The 15,710-nt window shown below is 63.6% G+C and carries 11 protein-coding genes; 6 read left to right on the plus strand and 5 right to left on the minus strand.

Annotation, left to right across the window (positions count from 1 at the left end):
• The first annotated feature begins 77 nt into the window (after nucleotides 1-77).
• Nucleotides 78-818, plus strand: a complete 741-nt coding sequence (locus ABJ363_05190) for an alpha/beta fold hydrolase (GenBank protein ID MEP4378376.1) — start codon at nucleotides 78-80, stop codon at nucleotides 816-818.
• A gap of 66 nt (nucleotides 819-884) precedes the next feature.
• On the plus strand, nucleotides 885-1,601 hold the full coding sequence (locus ABJ363_05195) for a hypothetical protein (GenBank protein ID MEP4378377.1): 717 nt from the start codon (nucleotides 885-887) through the stop codon (nucleotides 1,599-1,601).
• A 19-nt stretch (nucleotides 1,602-1,620) separates the two neighbouring features.
• Here ABJ363_05195 and ABJ363_05200 read toward each other — a convergent pair whose 3' ends face one another.
• The 3 genes from ABJ363_05200 to ABJ363_05210 form a co-directional block, all read right to left on the minus strand.
• Nucleotides 1,621-3,993, minus strand: coding sequence for a caspase family protein (locus ABJ363_05200; GenBank protein MEP4378378.1), 2,373 nt, complete (start codon nucleotides 3,991-3,993; stop codon nucleotides 1,621-1,623).
• A 258-nt stretch (nucleotides 3,994-4,251) separates the two neighbouring features.
• Complete coding sequence (locus ABJ363_05205) at nucleotides 4,252-6,387, minus strand: adenylate/guanylate cyclase domain-containing protein (protein ID MEP4378379.1); 2,136 nt, start codon at nucleotides 6,385-6,387, stop codon at nucleotides 4,252-4,254.
• Nucleotides 6,388-6,539: 152 nt separating this feature from the next.
• Complete coding sequence (locus tag ABJ363_05210; GenBank protein ID MEP4378380.1) at nucleotides 6,540-7,775, minus strand: MFS transporter; 1,236 nt, start codon at nucleotides 7,773-7,775, stop codon at nucleotides 6,540-6,542.
• A 273-nt stretch (nucleotides 7,776-8,048) separates the two neighbouring features.
• On the opposite strand from ABJ363_05210, the gene ABJ363_05215 reads away from it, so the two are divergent.
• From ABJ363_05215 to ABJ363_05225, 3 genes are all read left to right on the plus strand, one after another.
• A complete protein-coding gene (locus tag ABJ363_05215) occupies nucleotides 8,049-8,990 on the plus strand; it encodes an ABC transporter substrate-binding protein (protein MEP4378381.1) in 942 nt (313 codons plus the stop codon).
• Nucleotides 8,991-9,082: 92 nt separating this feature from the next.
• Nucleotides 9,083-10,123 carry an ABC transporter permease subunit gene (locus tag ABJ363_05220; protein MEP4378382.1) on the plus strand — a complete coding sequence of 347 codons (1,041 nt, stop codon included), beginning with the start codon at nucleotides 9,083-9,085 and terminating at the stop codon, nucleotides 10,121-10,123.
• 2 nt (nucleotides 10,124-10,125) lie between these two features.
• Nucleotides 10,126-11,196 (plus strand): betaine/proline/choline family ABC transporter ATP-binding protein, encoded by a 1,071-nt coding sequence (locus ABJ363_05225; protein MEP4378383.1) that lies wholly within the window; start codon nucleotides 10,126-10,128, stop codon nucleotides 11,194-11,196.
• A 27-nt stretch (nucleotides 11,197-11,223) separates the two neighbouring features.
• Here the strand turns inward: ABJ363_05225 and ABJ363_05230 are convergent, their stop codons facing one another.
• A complete protein-coding gene (locus ABJ363_05230; GenBank protein MEP4378384.1) occupies nucleotides 11,224-12,081 on the minus strand; it encodes an amidohydrolase family protein in 858 nt (285 codons plus the stop codon).
• 43 nt (nucleotides 12,082-12,124) lie between these two features.
• Nucleotides 12,125-13,483: an NADP-specific glutamate dehydrogenase gene (gene gdhA, locus ABJ363_05235; protein ID MEP4378385.1), complete on the minus strand. Its 1,359-nt coding sequence runs from the start codon at nucleotides 13,481-13,483 to the stop codon at nucleotides 12,125-12,127.
• Nucleotides 13,484-13,661: 178 nt separating this feature from the next.
• Here gdhA and ABJ363_05240 point away from each other — a divergent pair, with 178 nt between their 5' ends.
• Nucleotides 13,662-15,647 carry a DEAD/DEAH box helicase gene (locus tag ABJ363_05240; protein ID MEP4378386.1) on the plus strand — a complete coding sequence of 662 codons (1,986 nt, stop codon included), beginning with the start codon at nucleotides 13,662-13,664 and terminating at the stop codon, nucleotides 15,645-15,647.
• Nucleotides 15,648-15,710 lie beyond the last annotated feature (63 nt).

A 15,710-nucleotide genomic window follows, 5' to 3' on the forward strand; every position in this document is an offset into this window, starting at 1 on the left:
GTCGGCTCCTCGTCATAGCAACGGCGCTGATCGCTGCGGGATGTACATCCCTCAGCCCCTCGCGCGACCTCGAATCTGTGGCCCTTGAGGCAGGGTTCGAGCCGGTCTCAATCGCGACGACACGCTTCGATCTGTTTTCATGGGTGCGAACACAAGAGAAGACCGGTCCGCTCATCGTGTATGTCGAGGGTGACGGACCCGCCTGGCCGAGCCGATACCGGCCGCCGCGCGACCCGACACCCAGGCGGTCCCTGGTCCTGCGTCTGGCCTCCGCCGACCCCGCACGGCAGGTCGCCTATCTCGCGCGTCCGTGCCAGTTCACCGGCGGCCGCGATGCGCGCAACTGTTCGCTCGCACACTGGACCGAACGCCGATACGCCCCCGAAATCATCGATGCGATGGATGCCGCTCTCGATACCTTGCTGGACATGACCGGCAGTTCCACGGTTGAGCTGGTCGGCCATTCGGGGGGCGGCACGATCGCCGCCCTTCTTGCCGCGCGCCGCGACGATGTGGTCCGGCTGGTCACGGTCGCCGGCCTGCTCGATATCGGGCATTGGGTCGCACATCACGAGCTGACGCCACTGACAGGATCGCTCGACCCGGCCGATTTCGCGTCACAGCTGCGCCATGTGCCCCAGCTTCACCTTGTCGGGAGCGACGACGACATCGTGCCCGCATCCGTTGCGCGCGCGTTCACGGCCGCGCTGGGGCAAAACACGCGGGCAAACGTGGTCAGCGTGGCCGGGTGGGGCCACAATTGCTGCTGGGCGGAAGGCTGGGGCACACGTATCGCGCAAGCGCGTTCGGACAAGTGACAGACAGTCCGTGTTTGCTTGTTTGCCCATTCGGTTTATCGTGAGGGCAACCTACGGGAAATCAAGATGGCTATACTTCGCAACCTCAAGATATGTCTCGCCGCATTGCCGCTGGTCATGGGAACCGTCGCCCAGGCTGCAGATATGGTCGTCGTCGAAGCGTCGGGTGTCTCGTTGGCACCGGGCCAGGTTGTGGATGGCGACAAGGAAATCGAACTGCCGGCGGGCGCCAAGATCACGCTGATCGGCCAAGACGGCACGCCCATCCAGCTCGCGGGGCCGTATTCGGGTGCGCCGGGAGCAGGTTCGAGCGCGGGCGGCAAAAACGATGTGGTCGGCGCACTCGCGCAACTGCTTGGTGGCGGCAATGACGGGCAGACCCGCATTGGCGCCACGCGCAGCGTGACCAACACGACATTTGCGCTTCCGAATCCCGGCTCCGTTCCGGTCGGCCGTTCGGGTGATTATTGCGTGATTGTCGGTGGCCCGACGTCCCTGTGGCGTGTCGATGCCAGCGAAGGGATCGTCGTATCCATGACCGCCTCGGACGGGTCGTGGGAGGGGAAAGTGCCGTGGCCTGCCGGGCAAAGCCATATTCCGCTGCCGCCGAACTTCCCGCAGACGCAGGCGCAGGCCTTCAAGCTGGTGGTCGGCACGCAATCGTCCGACATTGTGCTGCACCGGATGCCGAACGGTCTCAACAAACCCGGGCTGCAAGCGGCGTGGATGGTTGGGGCCGGATGCGACCTTCAGGCAAAGGCGCTGCTCGCATCACTGCAGTAGCCGTCTGGTGCGGCGAAGGTTAACCGTCGGACGTCCTGGCGAGCGCGAAGTCGGCCCCCTCCTGCAGCGATACCGGGGTTTGACGCACCGTGTCATGTTCCATCGCGATTACCGCCACCCGCTCGCGGATATAGTCAATCAACTCGTCGACGGTGACGACACCGTCGCGCGCTCCCGCATCGGCGGCCCCCTGCAGCCCATCGAGGGCGGCGGACGTGAACACACCGTGGCCCAGCGCCGATAGTTCGGTCGCCAGCTGTTCATTGTCGGACGAGGCGATGATGTGAACCCCCGCATTATGTGCCAGCAGGCGCAATGCCTTGATCTCGTCGAACCCCCGGAAACTATCGAGCAATGCCCCTGATTTGCAGGTGTCGATCATGACGAAGATTTTTCGCGCGCCGATCTGGATCGCGCCGTCGCGCAGGTGATCGGAGTTGATCCCGCCGGCGGCCAGAACGTCAGGGTCGGCGGCGTCCGCGACCTCATGTGGGACAAAGTACCAGTCGCGTCCGATCGCCTCACCGTGTCCGGCGAAAAAAATCATGATCACGTCTTCGGGTTTCGTCGCGCGGACCACATCGAGCAACGCGAGGATTCCGTCCCGGGTCGCCGCCGCATCGTAGATTTCATGAACCTTCACCTGTTCGAACGGCAGGTGACGCACACGTTTGAAGAAGTTCGCGATGCCACGCCCGTCAGGCACCCCGTAATTCAGGTTGAGCGATGGATTCACATATTCATTGATGCCAACGACGATCAGGTGCAACTCACCCTGTCCGCCTTCGCCCGACTGGCTCACGGTGAAACTCGCGGGCTTGCTTTCCACGTTGGCCTCATTGGCTGCGATCGCCTGAAACTGATTCTGACCGACCACCAGGGGGACGATCAGCCGCAGCCGGTGCTCGTCGGCCTCTGTCTCGTCCGCGACCAACTGCACGCCGGCTGTCTTCCCGCCGATAATCCGGTTGTTGTGATACAGCCGCAGCTCGGACACGCCGCCGCTGTTGTCGTTCTTCGCCACCACCTCCAGGTCGATCGCGGGCCGGCCATCTAGCGTGGTGGTGCCCTTCGACGCGATGGTGACCCGCGGCGGCACCGGAAAGCCCTCCGATATCGCCGCGCGCGCGCGGACGGTTGCCGCGCCCTCGTCGATCAGTTGGGAAAGCACGCCGGGTTCGAAGTCTTCCGAAATTTTCTGATCCAGCTCGAACCCGCCTTCGGATGTTTGCCATTGGACCGCGTTGATGCCGCCCTCGGAGCCGTCATACGCGCCCGACGCGTCCGCGACGACCCAGCCGGATTTTGTCGAGATCACCTGGGCCAGTTGGTCGCCGGTCGGCAAATCCCAGACCCGCGATGTGCCATCCACGCTGGCGGTGTGCAAAAACTGGTTCGTCGGCTCGAACGCCAGGTGGCGCACCGGCCCCCCATGACCGCGAAAGACACGGGATTCTTCGCCACTTCGCATGTCGTACAAACGTACGATCGCATCCTCGCCGCCAACACCCACGAATCCCCGCCGGTCGTTGACCGCCACCGACAGAGGTTTCGAATCGCTTTGAAAGGACAGGGTCTCGGTCCCGGCTTCACGGTCCCAGACGACGATTTCCCCGCCCGAACCGACGCCCGCGACAACCTTTCCGTTTGTCCCGACGGCGACGGACACAATCGGTCTGTCGTGGCCGGTGAGCGTTTTCAACGCCGTGCCGGCCTCGAAGTCCCACACGCGGACCGTGCGATCGTCCCCGCCGGTGATCAGGAAACGACCGTCCTGGGTCATTTTCATCGACGTTATCGCCCCGGCATGCCCCGATAGTTCCGCGGTCCGTGACGCGCCCGCGATGTTCCAGACCCTCACCATGCCGTCCTCGCCCACGGTGACGAGCGTCCGCTCCGCAGGCTCGATCGCGACGCCGGTGACGGCCCCTTCATGTGCCGCAAACTCCGCGATGCGCCGGCCGTTTGAAAGCTGCCAGACACGCGCGAAACCGTCCTCGCCGGCGGTGGCCAGGAACTGGCCGCCGGCACCGATTGCCAGGTCGAGAATTTCGCCCTCATGGGCGTCGATCGTGGCGGCTTCGCGTCCGAATTCGAGATCCCATATCCGGACGGAGCCATCGCCGAGCCCGGTCACCAGGAATCGCGGTGAACTCAGCGCCAGCGCATGGACTTCGATGGCCTCGCCCGGCTTGATCACAAGCCGTGCGTTGCGGGCGAGGCGGATGTTGGTCTGAATGCCGCGCGTCAGTCTGTCGGTCTGCACCCGAAGCGTCGGGATTTGAATTCTTTGCGCGGAGGCTGTCTGGGTTTGCGCGACAGGAACGATGGTCAATGCGACGAGGACCGCGACGACCCTCAAACCCATCAAGCTATGCCAGTTCAGTTGCATCGAGAAATTCCTCCACATGACACGATCTTTCGTGTTGGTCCGTTCGTTCCGGGAATGTGCACCGGCCCGGTAGCTTAGCGTACTCGCGGTCCAGGCCAATCGAAGTTTCGTGGACGAAGTGAACTCCCGGCCTTCAGAATCCCGGGAAAATTCCACACAACATCATGATATTACGTGATTTTTCCTGACTACCGCCGCCTGAAGGGAAAGCCCGGTCTCGATGCGCCAGGGACCGAGTCCGGCCCCGGCGCGGCCGGACTATTTGGAGGTGAGGTTGTTTATGGCGTCCCAGTCGTCGGGCGGGGGGTCGTTTGCGAATTCCTGCGCGCGTTCCATCCAGCCGCGCGACACCGGGTCGTGTTCGGCAAGCGCCGCGAAGCCTGCCGTTGCCTCTGTGAAACGCCGCCCCCGATAGTCCGCCAGCGCCGCGGCGAAGGCATCGATGCGGGACCGGGTCATGTCGTCCACATCGGCCTCGAACCCGACTGGTTCGAATATGCGGACCGGTGTGTCACGCCCCTTCACCCTTACAATATCGACCTCGCGGAACACGATCCCGTCGCCGCACATGTCCTTCGTGATTTCGTTCACCAGAATCGTCGAACCATACATCTTGTTCACACCCTCGAGCCGCGACGACAGGTTGATGTCATCGCCGACGATCGAATAGCTCAGGCGGCGTTCGGATCCGATATTGCCCACCAGAAGCTGGCCCGTGCTGATTCCGTAGCGGTTGCGCAGCCGCAGATTTCCCGGCAGGGACACGTCGTCGTTGAGCGCTTCCACGCGTGTTTTGCACATGAGCGCCGAGGTGACCGCGTTTCGTGCATGGTTGGGGTCATCCAGGGGCGCACCGAAGGCCGCGACCACGGCATCGCCGACGAACTGGGCGACGAAGCCGTCATATTCTTCCACGGTGTTGGTCATGACCGTGTACACGCGGTTCAACAGTTCCACGAGTTCGGGCGGCGACAGAAGTTCCGAATATGTCGAGTAGTTTTCGAGGTCGGAGATCCAGACCGTCATCTCGCGTTCCTCCCCGCCGAGTGTCGGCATCTCCTTTCGTGCCACCATCTGGCCGATCACCGTCGGCGACAGGTAGTGGCCGAACATCTGGCGCAGCAGATGCTTGTCGCGGTCGGTGACCATGAACCGGTAGGCCGACATGATGGCGAAAGCGAGTGTCGCGGCGGCCGGTGGTTCGTAAAGCGGCACAAGCGTGCCTGTCTCGAAGACCATCGTCGCGAACCCGGCCCAGGCGGCCCATATGCCGACCGTGAGAAGGCCGGCGATTGGCGCGGTAAGCCAAAGCGTTACGCCGGCCATGGCCAGGGCGACGAGGAAAGTCACCAGCGCCGACCAGGACGGCCCGATATCGCGCAGGAAGTTGCCCCGGATGAGGTTGTTCACGGCAAAGGCATGCAGGTAAACCCCGGGGAGGCTGTCGCGTATCTGGGGGCTGTCCTGCCGTTCGGTTTGCGGTTCGAGCCGGCAGCGTTCGCCGAATGCTTCCCCGTCGGGTGCGGTGGCGAAGCGCAGTGAAGTCAATTTGCGGTCTTCGAGATCGGTCACCAGTCCGATCAGCACGATTTTTCCGGCGAAGTTGCGCGCGAAGAAATCATGATCTCCGGTCTCGGCACAGGCATGCATGTCGGCGAAGGAATATGTCGGGATGCCGCGCTGGTTGTCGTCAAAATTGATCAGCAGGTTGTTGCCTTCGCGGGTCGGCAACTCCACGCCATCGCGAATCCCCCGCCCGTCTTCGGCGAATGTCAGCCGGTCACCCAGCGCGCGTTGCGCGAGTTCCAGCGACAGCGATGGTTCGTATCGCGGCGGCCCTTCTTTGGCCGGAACCGGAAAGCTCACGGGAACGCCGCGCACCACGCCGACGTCGTCGGTATAGACATTCGTGGACCGGATATTCCGGGCAGCGCCGACCGCGAAGCGTTGTCCCACGGCCGGCAGGATAGGCTGCCTGGAATGCTGCACCTTGCTCAGGACGATCTTCCCCTTCTGTGCATTGCGGCGCAGACTTTGGAGAAAATTCCGATCGATGCCCCTGATGCGGGACTCCAGCGAGGTGGGCAGGATGAGGTCGATCCCGACAACAGCTGCGCCGCCGGCGGTCACCGAATCGAGAATGGTGGCGATCTCGTCCGTCCACATGACTTTCGGCGTGCTCTGGAACGGTTCGCGGCGATAAGTCTCCTCATCGATTGCGATCACCACGCTCGGCGATTGGTCGCGGTCGTGCTGGGCCCCGAACAGGCTCTGGCGCAGCCAAACCAGCGAATCGAACGAGAGGCCGCGGACCGGCGAAGCCCAGGGACCGGATATCGCGACCATCGCCACAACGGCCGTTGCGATGGCCAAAATCACGGAGCGAAGCAACATGGACTCAATTCCTGCATCACAGGATGATCGTCACTATTGCACAAAATGTGCGGCAGTTTGTCCGGGTGGAGTAAGCCCCGGTAATCCGGGGATATCTCGGCCCGCATTCGGCAACGCGGATGCCGGGCATGGGATTGCGTGTTCAAGGCTTTCTACGCATAGGCCCGCTCGAATCGCGGTGTGCGGACGATCAGGCTGGCGATGATGGCCAGGTTGCCGGCGTTGAAGGCGACACCGATCAGGAACGCCGTCCGGTAGGTGCCGGTCGCGTCGAATACCGCGCCACCGAGCCACGAGCCGAGAGCCATGCCGGCGCCCGCGCACAGCAACACAAGCCCGGTGCGCCGGCCGGCGGTGGCCGCCGGCAGCAATTCGCGCACGATGACCGGATAGCAGGGCAGGATGCCGCCATAGCCCAGTCCGAACAGCGCGGCGGCGGCATAGAGTCCCGGCAGGCTCTCGACGAAAGCCAGCGCCGCGAGCAGCAGCGCCTGGCACGATGAAAAAACGAAGATCGCACGCAGGCCACCGAAGCGGCCGCCGAGAAAGCCGACGCCGAAGAAGCTGGCGAGCGCCGAGCAGGCAAGCATCAGCGACAATGTTTCCGCGCCTCGTGCCGGGTCGTAGCCGAGATCGCTGACATGGCTGACGATATGGGCCAGCGGCAAGGACATGGCGACGCAGCAGCCGATTGCCGCCGTCGAAAGGGCGGCCTGCACCGCGCGCGCAGACATCGGTGCGCGCCGCGGCGCGCGCGGTTCCGGCCTGTTGGACGCGACCGGACGGCGCGGTTTGGGTGCGGGCGGTGTCTGGCGCAGGATCAACGCCAGCGGCAGCATCGTCGCCAGCGCGAACAGGCCGTAGTAGAACGCCGCCTGGCGCCAGCCGACGGTGGCGATGAGATGGTGGAAGGCCTGCGGCCAGATCATCCCGGCGAGACCCTGGCCGGACCCGACGACGCCAACGGCGAAGCTCCGGTTGTGCTCGAACCAGCGGGTGATGTTGGCGGTCAGCGGTGCGAACAGTGTCGAACGGCCAAAGAAGCCGAGCATCCCGCCATAGATGATGTAGAGCTCGAGCGGACTCGAGGCGTAGCTTGTCAGGATGCCGCCGAGGCCGATCATGGCGGCGCCGACGGTCGCCGGGATCCCCATGCCGCATCTGTCGAGGCACCAGCCCATGAAGATGCCGCCGACGCCGGCGCCGGCATATTGCAGCGCGTAGGCGATCGATGGCACGGCGCGCGGCCAGCCGAACTCGGCGGTGATCAGTTTCAGCGCGACGACAATGAAATAGATGCTGCCCGAGCCAATCAGCATGAACAGGAGCGAGGCGATGAGCACCGTTGTTCGTCGGCGCGTGGCGGTATCGGAGAGGAGGTGCTGCATTGTCTTTTCGGCTACGGGCAAGAATCTTAGACGGGCGATGGGCACTCTAGCCGCTTAAGGCGTCACATGCCGTCGGATTCCGGGACGGCACCTTGAGGCGTATCTTCGCGTCCCGTAAGCTAGGCGACCAATCAACATTTCCGATAAATGGCGAAGGTGGCGACAACGTTACTTGCGGTCGGGTCGGTGTGACACACAGAGTTAGGAAGGAGAATCAGAGCCATGAGCGGAATTTTTTCCAACACGCTGAAATTGGCGGCCGTCGCGGTCGCCATGAGCGCGGCCGTCGGCGCCGGTGCAACGGACGCCCATGCCGATTGCGGAGAGGTGTCGATCACGGAGATGAACTGGGCGTCGGCGTCGGTCGTCACGAATGTCGCAAAGTTCATCATGGAGCAGGGTTACGGCTGCGAGGTCGCCGTCGTGCCGTCCGACACCGTGCCCGCGGCGACGTCGCTGGCCGAGAATGGCGAGCCCGACATCGCGACCGAGATGTGGATCAACTCCGCACCGGTCTACCAGAAGCTGGAAGACGAAGGGAAAGTGAAAACCATCGCCAACGTTTTGTCCGACGGCGGCGCCGAGCATTGGCTGGTACCGAAATACCTGGCCGACAAGCACCCCGAACTGAAGACCATCGAGGGTGTGCTGGCCAACCCCGAACTGGTCGGCGGGCGCTTCCACAACTGCCCGGAAGGCTGGGGCTGCCGGATCGTCAACGACAGCCTCAAGCAGGCTTTCGATCTTGAGGGCAACGGCATCGAGGTTTTCGACCATGGCTCGGGCGAGACGCTCGCCGGCTCCATCGCGGCGGCCTATGCCGACGAGAAACCCTGGTTCGGCTACTACTGGGCGCCGACCGCGCTGCTCGGCAAGTATGAGATGGTGCCCGTCGATCTCGGCCCGTACAACGACGACATCCACCAGTGCAACCGGAACCCGGAATGCAACAGGGTCGGCAAGTCGCCCTATCCCTCTGCCCGGGTCGTGACCGGCGTCACGACCACATTCGCCGACCGCGAACCCGAAGTCGTCGAGATGCTGTCGAAGCTGAGCTTCACCAACCAGCAGATGGGTTCGGTGCTCGCCTGGAAGGAAGAGAACAACGCGTCTTCGGAAGAGGCCGCCGTGCACTTCCTGACCACCTACAAGGACAGCTGGGGCAGCTGGCTCAACGACGGGGCCAGGACCAGGCTGGCCGGTTTGCTCAAGTAGCGCCGAGAAACGAAACGTCTTCACGCGGGACCGGGTATCGCATGCGCCCGGCCCCGCGTCCGCCTGTCTGAACTTTTCGGGGAAACCGCGCGATGTCGAACTATGAGTCGGTTTTCTCGATGCTCGGTCTCGAGCAATGGTGCGCGCGCGGCGAGACGTCCGGTGGCGGACCGGTGTCCATGGCGGATTTGCTGGCGCAGAACGCCGGGACCGACACCCCGCCGCCGTCGATCTGGGAGCTGCCGTTCCCGTCGATGGACACGCTGCACGAGGCCTGCGGCGCGTTCCCGCAATCGCGCGCGCTGACCAAGGGCATCGAGAACGGGTTCCTCAGCATCAAGGACGGGTTGAGCTTCTTCCTCGATCCGCTGACCCAGCCGCTCAGCTGGTTCCTCGAAGGCGCGCTGTGGCTGTTCGAGACCACCCCCTGGTGGATCATGATCCCGGTGCTGCTGGTGGTCGCGTTGCTGGTCAGCCGGTCGGTAAAGCTCGTGGTCTTCGTGGCGGTGAGCCTCCTGACCTTCGCGTTCATCGACTATTACAGCTTCGCCGCCCAGACCCTCGCGGTGATATTCGTCTGCGCGGCCCTGTGTGTTGTGCTCGGCGTGCCGATCGGGATCGCGATGTCGCGCAGCGACCGCCTGCAACGCGCCATTATCCCGGTCCTCGACATGCTGCAGACCCTGCCCGCATTCGTGTACCTGATCCCGCTGATCTTCCTGTTCTCGGTGACCGAGCCGAAGCTCTACGGCATCGCCATCATCCTCTATGCGATCGTGCCGGTGGTGCGGCTGACAGATCTCGGTATCCGCCTGGTGGACCGGGATGTCGTCGAGGCCGCGGACGCGTTCGGTATGACCGACCATCAGAAACTCTGGAAGGTGCAGGTTCCGCTGGCCCTGCCCAACATCATGGCCGGCGTGAACCAGACCATCATGATGAGCCTGTCGATGGTGGTGATCGCGTCGCTCGTCTCCGCGCCGGGCCTCGGCGTGCTCGTCCTGCGTGGCATCCGGAACCTCGAACTGGGGGTCGGCCTCGTGTCCGGCCTCGGCATCGTCGTGCTGGCCGTCATCCTGGACCGCACCACCAAACTCGCACTGGCGCGAATCAGCGCGGGGCAGGACCGATGAGCATGCGCGCGACCGAAGCCCCGACAAAGATCGAGATCCGGAACCTCTACAAGATTTTCGGACCCGACCCGCAGCGCGCGCTCGAAGCGTTCAGGAATGAAGGCCTCGGCAAGCCGGAACTGCTGGAACGGTACGGCCATGTGCTCGGGCTCGAGGACATCAACGTCGATGTGAAGGCCGGCGAGATCACGGTCATCATGGGCCTGTCCGGGTCGGGAAAATCGACCCTCATCCGCCACGTCAATCGCCTGATTGACCCGACCGCGGGGGAGATCATCTTCGACGGGAGCGATATCCTCAAATGCTCGAACGAGGCGCTTCGCCGGATTCGCCGTGAGCAGATGTCGATGGTGTTCCAGAAGTTCGCGCTCCTGCCCCACAAGACCGTCGCGGAGAACGCGGCGCTCGCGCTCGAGGTGCGCGGTATTTCGCGGAGCGCGTACATTCCCGAGGCGAAAAAATGGCTGGATCGCGTCGGGCTCCACGGCTACGGCGACAGCTATCCGCACCAGCTGTCCGGCGGTATGCAGCAGCGCGTCGGGATTGCACGCGCGCTCACGTCCAACGCCGACATCATGCTCATGGATGAGGCCTATTCCGCGCTCGATCCCCTGATCCGGACCGACATGCAGGACCTGCTTCTCGAACTCCAGAAGGAGCTCCAGAAGACCATCCTGTTCATCACTCACGATTTGGACGAGGCGCTGAAGCTCGCCGACCACCTGGTGATTCTCAAGGACGGGCGCATCGTCCAGCAGGACGAACCTCAGACCATCCTGCTGGAGCCGAGCGACCCGTACATCGTCGACTTCATCTCCGACATAAACCGTGCCCGTGTCCTGCGAGTGCGCACCGTCATGGAGAAAACCGGTGCGACGGATGACGTCCTGATCGCCGGCGAGATCGACCAGGAAGAGAATCTGGAATCCGTCATCGCCATGGCACAGGGCGATACCCGGAAGACCTACCTGGTCAAGGACGGTACGCAGGATGTCGGCATTCTGCGGATGGAAGCCCTGATCAAGTCGCTCGTGCCGACCGAAGCATCCGACGACGGCATCCGGTCGCAGTAATCCGCGCTCTCGGACAAGTCAGGTCGATCAGGCCCCGCCGGGCGACCAGCCGTAGATGCGCTGCGCGTTGCCGCCCATCAGCGCGGCGCGGTCGCCATCGGACAGCCAGTCGCCCTGCCGGAACGCCGCGACGCCCTGATCGTAGCTCAGAAGTTCGACTGCGCGCGTCCAGTCCGTTCCCCACATGCAGCGCGCGACACCGAAGGCATCGAGAATACGGCGCACAGGGTCGTGGATATCGGGGAAGGGAAACGCCTCATGAGACAGCGTGCATGCGCCGCTGATCTTGACGCTGACGTTCCCGTATTCGGCCAAAGCCAACAGGTTCGGCAACTCGGTCCAGCCGTCCTCGGGTGCCGGCGGGTGGAACGGCTGGACGAGCCCCATATGGTCCACCACCAGCGACACGTCGGGAAATTTTGCAGCGATTTCGGCGACCTGCGCGTGCCGCTGGGTGCAGTAGACATTGACCGGGATGTCATGCTGGCGGGCCGCGGTGAGAAGATTGGCGATACCGGCATCGCCGGCGGCGTCGGCAATGCCGTGCGCCAGCAGCAGGCGGACACCGACAGTGCCGTCCGTCGCCGCCCAGTCCGCGACCTTTTCACCGACCGCAGGATCGGCGGCATCGAAGGGTGTGACCAGCCCGAACCGGCCGGGATATTCGCCAAGCACCTCGAGCGCGAAACTCGGGTCATAGCGATACATGGTGTAGGCCGAGACGAGGATCGCGCCGTCGACGCCCACCGCGTCCATCGCGGCCACCATTTCCGCGCCGTTGGCCGAGGGCGGCCCGGTGAGTATGGCGGCCCAGGGGCGGCCCGGATGGTCGGCCTCGTAGGCGTGAACCTGCGCGTCGATGATCGGTGTCTGCTCGTTCGGCACGACCGGGTCTCCTCTGGCGGACACTAATGCCTTCGTGGCGGTCTCAGACGACCCCGTAGGCGAGCATCGCGTCGGCGACCTTCACAAACCCGGCGATGTTGGCGCCGCGGACATAGTCGATATGTTCGCTGCCGCTCGTCCCGCCATACTCGACGCAGCGGTTGTGGATGCCGTGCATGATCTCGACGAGATGGTCCTGCAACTCCAGCTCTTTCCAGGAAATGCGAGCAGAATTCTGGCTCATCTCCAGCCCCGAAATGGCAACCCCGCCAGCATTCGCTGCCTTGCTTGGCGCGAACAGGATTTCGGCCGCCTTGAACACGTGCACCCCGTCGAGGTCGGTGGGCATATTGGCGCCTTCCGAGACCCCCATGCAGCCGTTCTTGACCAGCATCCGTGCATCGTCGCCGCTGAGTTCGTTCTGCGTTGCGCAGGGCAGGGCGAGGTCACAATCCACCGCCCAGGGCCGTTCATCCTCGTGGAATGTGGCGCCCTTGAATTCGTCGGTGTATTCGCGGATGCGGCCACGGCGCACATCCTTGAGTTCCTTGACCCAGGCCAGCTTGTCGGCATCGATGCCGTCCGGGTCGTGGATGAATCCGCCCGAATCCGACAGGGTCAGGATCTTGCCGCCCAGCTGGTTGATCTTCTCGGCGGCATAGATCGCGACATTGCCTGAGCCCGACACCACGCAATTCTTGCCGTCGATGGCATTGCCGACGCGTTCGAGCATGTTCTGGAGGAAGTAGACCGTGCCGTAGCCGGTCGCCTCGGTGCGGATCAGGCTGCCGCCATACTCGAGCCCCTTGCCGGTCAACACGCCGGAGAACTGGTTGGTAATCCGCTTGTATTGGCCGAACATGTAGCCGATCTCGCGCGCCCCGACCCCGATGTCGCCGGCGGGCACGTCAACATCCGCGCCCACATGCCGATAAAGCTCGGTCATGAAGGACTGGCAAAACCGCATCACCTCGTGATCGGATTTTCCCTTCGGGTTGAAGTTCGAGCCGCCCTTGCCGCCGCCCATGGGCAGGCCGGTCAGGCTGTTCTTGAAAGTCTGCTCGAAGGCGAGGAACTTCAATACGCTCTCGGTTACGGTCGGATGAAAGCGGATGCCGCCCTTGTAGGGACCGATGGAGTTGTTGTTCTGCACCCGCCAGCCGCGCTGGACGCGGATGTTGCCGTTGTCGTCCTCCCAGCAGACCCGGAAGCTGACGACCCGGTCGGGTTCGGCGATGCGACGCAGGATCTGATACTCGTGATACTCCACCTTGTCCTGAATATGGTCGAAGATGTCCTCGGCGACCTCCTGGACCGCCTGCACGAATTCAAGCTGGCCGGGGTTGCGTTTCTTGACGCCTTCGATGAACTGCTCGAAGTTCACATGATCGGTCACGCTCATCATTTATCTCCCCGGTGTTGAAATCGGCACTGACTGTAATAGGAGGTTAAGCATGCCCCGTCACAGCGCAAGCGCTGAGATCGTGCCTGACTTTTGCACGGGCATGATATAGGACGGCCCTGGGTGACGGGTTCGACCCGGTACCGACCGCACCTGCCCGGCATTTGATAGAGAAAACATGACAGAATTCGAAGGCGTTGCACCGCCGCTCCAGCAGGCTTTGACCCAGCGCGGCTACACCCAGTTGACCCCGGTGCAGACGGCAATCCTTGCGCTCGAAAACAAGGATGCGGACGCACTGGTGTCCGCCCAGACCGGTTCCGGCAAGACGGTTGCTTTCGGGTTGGCGCTGGCGCCGACCCTGTTGGCGGGCGCCGATCGATTCGCCCGGGCGGACGTGCCGCTGGCGCTCGCCGTCGCGCCGACCCGCGAACTGGCCCTGCAGGTTCGCCGCGAACTCGAATGGCTGTACGCACCGACGGGGGCGGCCTTCGCGTCCTGTGTCGGCGGCATGGATGCGCGCGCCGAACGCATGGCGCTGCAGCGCGGCGCGCATATCGTGGTCGGTACGCCGGGGCGTTTGCGCGACCATATCGAACGCGGTTCGTTCAACACGACGGGCCTCAAGGCCGTGGTGCTTGATGAGGCCGATGAAATGCTTGATCTGGGCTTTCGCGACGATCTCGAATTCATCCTCGATGCCGCGCCTGCGGACCGGCGCACATTGTTGTTTTCCGCCACCGTGCCGCGCGCCATCGCCAACCTCGCCAAGCGTTACCAGCGCGATGCGGTGCGGGTCTCGACATCGGCGGAACAGAGCCAGCATGTGGATATTGAGTACCGCGCTCTGACGGTCGCACCCAACGATGCCGAAAATGCCATCGTCAATGTGTTGCGCTTTTTCGATGCGAAGAATGCACTTGTATTTTGCGGCACACGCGCCGCCGTCAACCGGATGACCAGCCGGTTTGCCAACCGGGGCTTTTCCGCCGTGGCGCTGTCGGGCGAACTCAGCCAGAACGAACGCACCCATGCCCTGCAGGCGTTGCGCGACGGGCGCGCTCGGGTGTGCATCGCCACCGATGTGGCGGCACGGGGACTGGACCTGCCCAATCTGGAATTGGTGATCCACGCGGACATTCCCAAGAACCGGGAATCTCTCCTGCACCGGAGCGGGCGAACCGGTCGCGCGGGCCGCAAGGGAGTGTGCGCGTTGATCGTGCCGCACAATATGCGCCGGCGTACCGAGCGGCTTCTGAAGAACGCCAACGTGGAAGCCACTTGGGCCAACCCGCCTTCCGCGCACGAGATCATGCAGCGCGACCGCGAGCGAATTTTCACGGACCCGGCATTGAGCGCGCCGTTGAGCGATGACGAACGCGCCTTCGCAAAGGAGCTTCTGTCGCACCATGACGCGGAGCAGATCGCCGCCGCGTTTCTGCGCCGCCATCTCGAAGACCAGACCGCCCCGGAAGAATTGCTCGATGCCGCCCCGCCCGAGCCGCGCAAGGATCGTCGGGACAACTTCAAGGACAGCGTCTGGTTCACCCTCTCGGTCGGGCGAGATGAGCGCGCCGAGGCGCGCTGGTTGATGCCGATGCTGTGCCGCGCCGGGCACCTGACCAAGGCGGATATCGGTGCGATCCGGATCCAGGCCGGCGAGACCCATGTGGAACTCGCCGCGAGCTCCGTGGACCGCTTCCTTGAGGGCATCGGTCCCAGCGGCAAGGTGGAGAAGAACATTGTCGTGACGCGGCGGGAAGGCGATCCGACCGGGGGCGCGGACAAACCACGTGAGACGACCGCCAAGCCTTATGCGAATAAGAAGCCCTATGGCGACAAGCCCTACTCGAAGAAAAAGTCTTACGAAAAAAAACCGCGAACAGAGAACACGGGCCAGGGCGGGAAACGCCATGCCGGACCGACCTCCGGCGCGTCGGCGGGCGACGAGAGAATGCCCTGGGAAGCGGAAGAGAAGAAGCCCTGGGTGAAGAAGGGCAAGAAGAAGTCGAAGAAAGCCGGGAACAAGAGCCCCGGGAGCAAGAATCCCGGGAAGGGAAAACTCGGGCTCAAGGCACCTAAAATGAGTGCGAAGGCGCGCGCGGCGATTCAATCTGGCCACGCGCCCATGAAGCGCAAGAAACCCAAACGGGACCGCGTCTAGAAAGACGCCGCACCGAGGCCTGAAACCGTCCGGATGCTCTACGCTGGCCGGACCCATGATCGG

The sequence above is a fragment of the Alphaproteobacteria bacterium genome, from assembly GCA_039980135.1.
Taxonomy (GTDB): domain Bacteria; phylum Pseudomonadota; class Alphaproteobacteria; order UBA6615; family UBA6615; genus UBA8079.